4 protein-coding genes are annotated in these 3,236 nt (G+C 59.6%); 1 reads left to right on the forward strand and 3 read right to left on the reverse strand.

The features are described 5' to 3' along the window. The 3 genes from gcvPB to gcvH all read right to left on the reverse strand — a co-directional run. On the reverse strand, nt 1-870 hold an 870-nt coding region (gene gcvPB / locus ABJK70_RS22460; RefSeq protein WP_347259193.1), incomplete at its 3' end, for an aminomethyl-transferring glycine dehydrogenase subunit GcvPB. Between the two features lie 19 nt (nt 871-889). Then, nucleotides 890-2,251, reverse strand: coding sequence for an aminomethyl-transferring glycine dehydrogenase subunit GcvPA (gene gcvPA / locus ABJK70_RS22465; RefSeq protein WP_347259194.1), 1,362 nt, complete (start codon nt 2,249-2,251; stop codon nt 890-892). Between the two features lie 277 nt (nt 2,252-2,528). After that, the gene (gene gcvH / locus ABJK70_RS22470; protein WP_086133035.1) at nt 2,529-2,915 is read right to left on the reverse strand and encodes a glycine cleavage system protein GcvH; all 387 of its coding nucleotides are present in this window, start codon (nt 2,913-2,915) and stop codon (nt 2,529-2,531) included. Nucleotides 2,916-3,033: 118 nt separating this feature from the next. Here gcvH and ABJK70_RS22475 point away from each other — a divergent pair. Beyond that, the coding region (locus tag ABJK70_RS22475) for a hypothetical protein (protein ID WP_347259195.1) at nt 3,034-3,236 on the forward strand (203 nt) is incomplete at its 3' end.

Here is a 3,236-nt window from a genome sequence, read left to right on the forward strand (position 1 = left end):
CAGGAAGGGCAGCAGCTTGTCACCCACGCCCACCGGGCCCGCACCCGGACCGCCGCCGCCGTGGGGCGTCGAAAACGTCTTGTGGAGATTGAGATGAATGACGTCGAAGCCCATGTCGCCGGGGCGCACTTTGCCGGCGATGGCGTTCAGATTGGCGCCGTCGTAATAGAGCAGCCCGCCGGCCCGGTGCACGATATCGGCGATGGCTCGAATGTGCTGGTCGAACACTCCCAAAGTCGAGGGATTGGTGAGCATGATGCCGGCGGTTTGCGGACCCACGGCCAGCTCCAGTGCAGTGAGATCCACGTTGCCGTCGGCATCGGTGGCGACTTCCCGTACCCGAAAGCCGCCCATGGACGCCGAAGCGGGATTGGTGCCGTGCGCGGCGTCGGGCACCAGCATTTCGGTTCGAGCTAAATCGTCCCGCAACCTGTGGTAAGCGCGGATCATGCCGACGCCGGCGAATTCGCCCTGAGCCCCGGCCGCGCAGGCCAGCGAAACCCCGGCCATGCCGGTGATTTCCGCGAGCATCTCCTGGAGCTCGTACAGACAGGCCAAAGTCCCTTGCCCGGTCCGCTCCAGCCCCAGGGGATGGGTATTCAGAAATCCGGGCAGACTTGCGAGGTCATGGCAAACCTTGGGGTTGTACTTCATGGTGCAAGAGCCCAGGGGATAAAAGTGAGTGTCTATAGAGAAATTTTGCTGGGACAGCCGGGTGTAATGGCGAACGGCATCCAGTTCTGAGACTTCGGGCAAGGCCGGAGGAATTTTGCGCAACAAATGGTCTGGAATGGCCGGCGATTCACCGGATTCCGGGAGCAACTGGGCATGCGCGGCGCGCCCTCGGCGCGAACGATCGAAAATCAGCATTCTATCGGCTCCGACTTCTTCAGCCATGACTAAGCAGCGACGCTATTTGGCGTGCGTACGATTCGATATCCTCCTGAGTACGCGTTTCCGTGACACAAACCAGAATGGCTTCGCCGAGTTCCGGATAATCCCTTGCGAGTTCGTGTCCTCCAAGAATCCCCCGTTCCGCCAAGCCGTCCATGATCTCCCTGGCGGGCCTCCGCGTGCGGAAAACCGCTTCATGGAAGAAAGGCCCCGAGAAAACCCGCTCGACGCCGTCGACGGCAGTCAAGCTACTCATCAGGCTGAGCGTGTTTTGATGGCTCTGCAAAGCGACTCGCCGCAATCCTTCCGGCCCTAAGAGCGCCATGTAAATGGTCGCCGCCGTGACCATCAAGCCCTGGTTGGTGCAGATATTGGAGGTCGCCCGGCCGCGGCGGATATGTTGCTCGCGTGCCTGAAGCGTAAGCGTGAAACCGGGCTTGCCGTCCATATCCACGGTCCGGCCGACCAGACGTCCGGGCAGTTGATGGACGTGCGCCTTGCGGCAGCACATAAATCCGAAATACGGTCCACCGCCCGACAAGGGTATGCCCAAAGGCTGGCCGTCCCCGCAAGCGATATCGGCGCCCTCTTGCCCCCATTCGCCCGGGGGCTTAAGGAGAGCCAGTGCCATGGGATTGACCAGCGCGATGGCGATGGCGCCGTTTGCGGCGGCCCAAACGGTCAGTTCGTCTACGGCCTCGAGCACGCCGAAGAAATTGATCTGGGGAATCACCAAGGCGGCGATGTCCGTGCCCGAGTGGATTTCCAGAGACGCCGGATCGACGCGCCCGGTTTCGACGTCATAGGGCAGCTCGATCAGTTCCAGCGCCTGGCTCCCGACGATGGTCCGGACCACCCGCCGGTAAAACGGATGTACGGTCTTCGGCATCAGGATGCGGCGCGAATGCGATTTTCGGTTCGTCCGCACCGCCATCAACACCGCTTCCGCGAGGCTGGTCGCGCCGTCGTAGAGCGAAGCGTTCGATACGTCCATGGCGGTGAGGCTCGCCATCATGCTCTGATATTCGTAGAGCACCTGCAGCGTGCCTTGACTCGCTTCCGCCTGGTAGGGCGTGTACGCGCTGTAATATTCGCCCCGGCTGGTTACGGCCCAAACCGCGGCCGGTATGTGGTGCTCGTAAGCCCCGGCGCCGGCAAAGCATAGAAGCGGACGGTTCTGGCCGGCGCGTGCGCGCATCAAACGAGTAACTTCCATTTCTTTCAAAGCGGGCGGGAGATCGAGCGCGCCGCAACGCAACTCCGCCGGTATTTCGTCGAAGAGCGTTTCTGTCGATGGCACGCCGAGGGCCGCAAGCATCTCGCGGATATCGTCTTCGGTATGAGGAATGAAAGGCATGGCTAAGGGATTGCTTTCTTAACTATTTCTGGCCCCTCCGCCGGGCCAGAATGCTATGGGCTCAAGACATTCGATCTGGGCCTGGACAAGGCATGGGCGCTCCTGGCAAACACCGGACAAATCGGCATGTATCATCTGCCGGAGAATTTATGCCGATTGGCACGCGCGACGCGTATAACCCAAAGACATGCGAAACGCCGGTGCCTGTTCCGGCCGCTACACTCGATTCGCTAGCATCGCTACCGGAGGAGAACAAGCGATAAAACAAACGAACCGTTTAGTCGGCCTCAGCGTCTGCTTTATAAGCTTCGGCATCCAAAAGGGTGTTTAGTTCTGAAAGATCATCCGCCTTGACGCAGAACAACCACGCGGCATAGGAGTCTTGGTTGATCGCTTCGGGAGCATCCGACAATGACCCGTTGACCTCGACGATTTCGCCGGATACCGGGCTATAGATGTCCGAGGCGGCTTTCACCGATTCGACCACGGCGCATGCTTCGCCCGCCTTAACCCGCCGGCCGATTTCCGGCAGCTCGACATATACCACGTCGCCCAATTGCTCTTGAGCGTAATCGGAGATGCCCACGCGTACATTCCCGCTCTCCTCCGGTTTCGCCCATTCATGGGTTTTCGCATACTTCAAATCGTCCGGCAGTCTGCTCATCGTTCTATCCTATTCACCCTAAATAACCGACACTCCGGTCAAATTACGGGAAAACCAAGCGATGGTAAAGGGCGCCCTATACGCCCGCCATGATTGAACGAAAAATTTCGGGGTTGCCATGGCGCAAAGCCAAGGGCTCGCAGTCACGTGGTTAACGTCGGTAGCGATAATGAGGCCGAGGATTACGAAATGGCACACCGGAACCATAAGGCCGCCGTTCCCAGTGACGGAAAGGCTTATTGAACCGATGAGGCTGTCTGTCACGGTACTGAAAAGGTTTATCGAATCGATCGGGCCGTCTGTCGCGATACTGGAACGGTT

The sequence above is a fragment of the Methylocaldum sp. genome, assembly GCF_039794385.1.
Taxonomy (GTDB): Bacteria; Pseudomonadota; Gammaproteobacteria; order Methylococcales; family Methylococcaceae; genus Methylocaldum.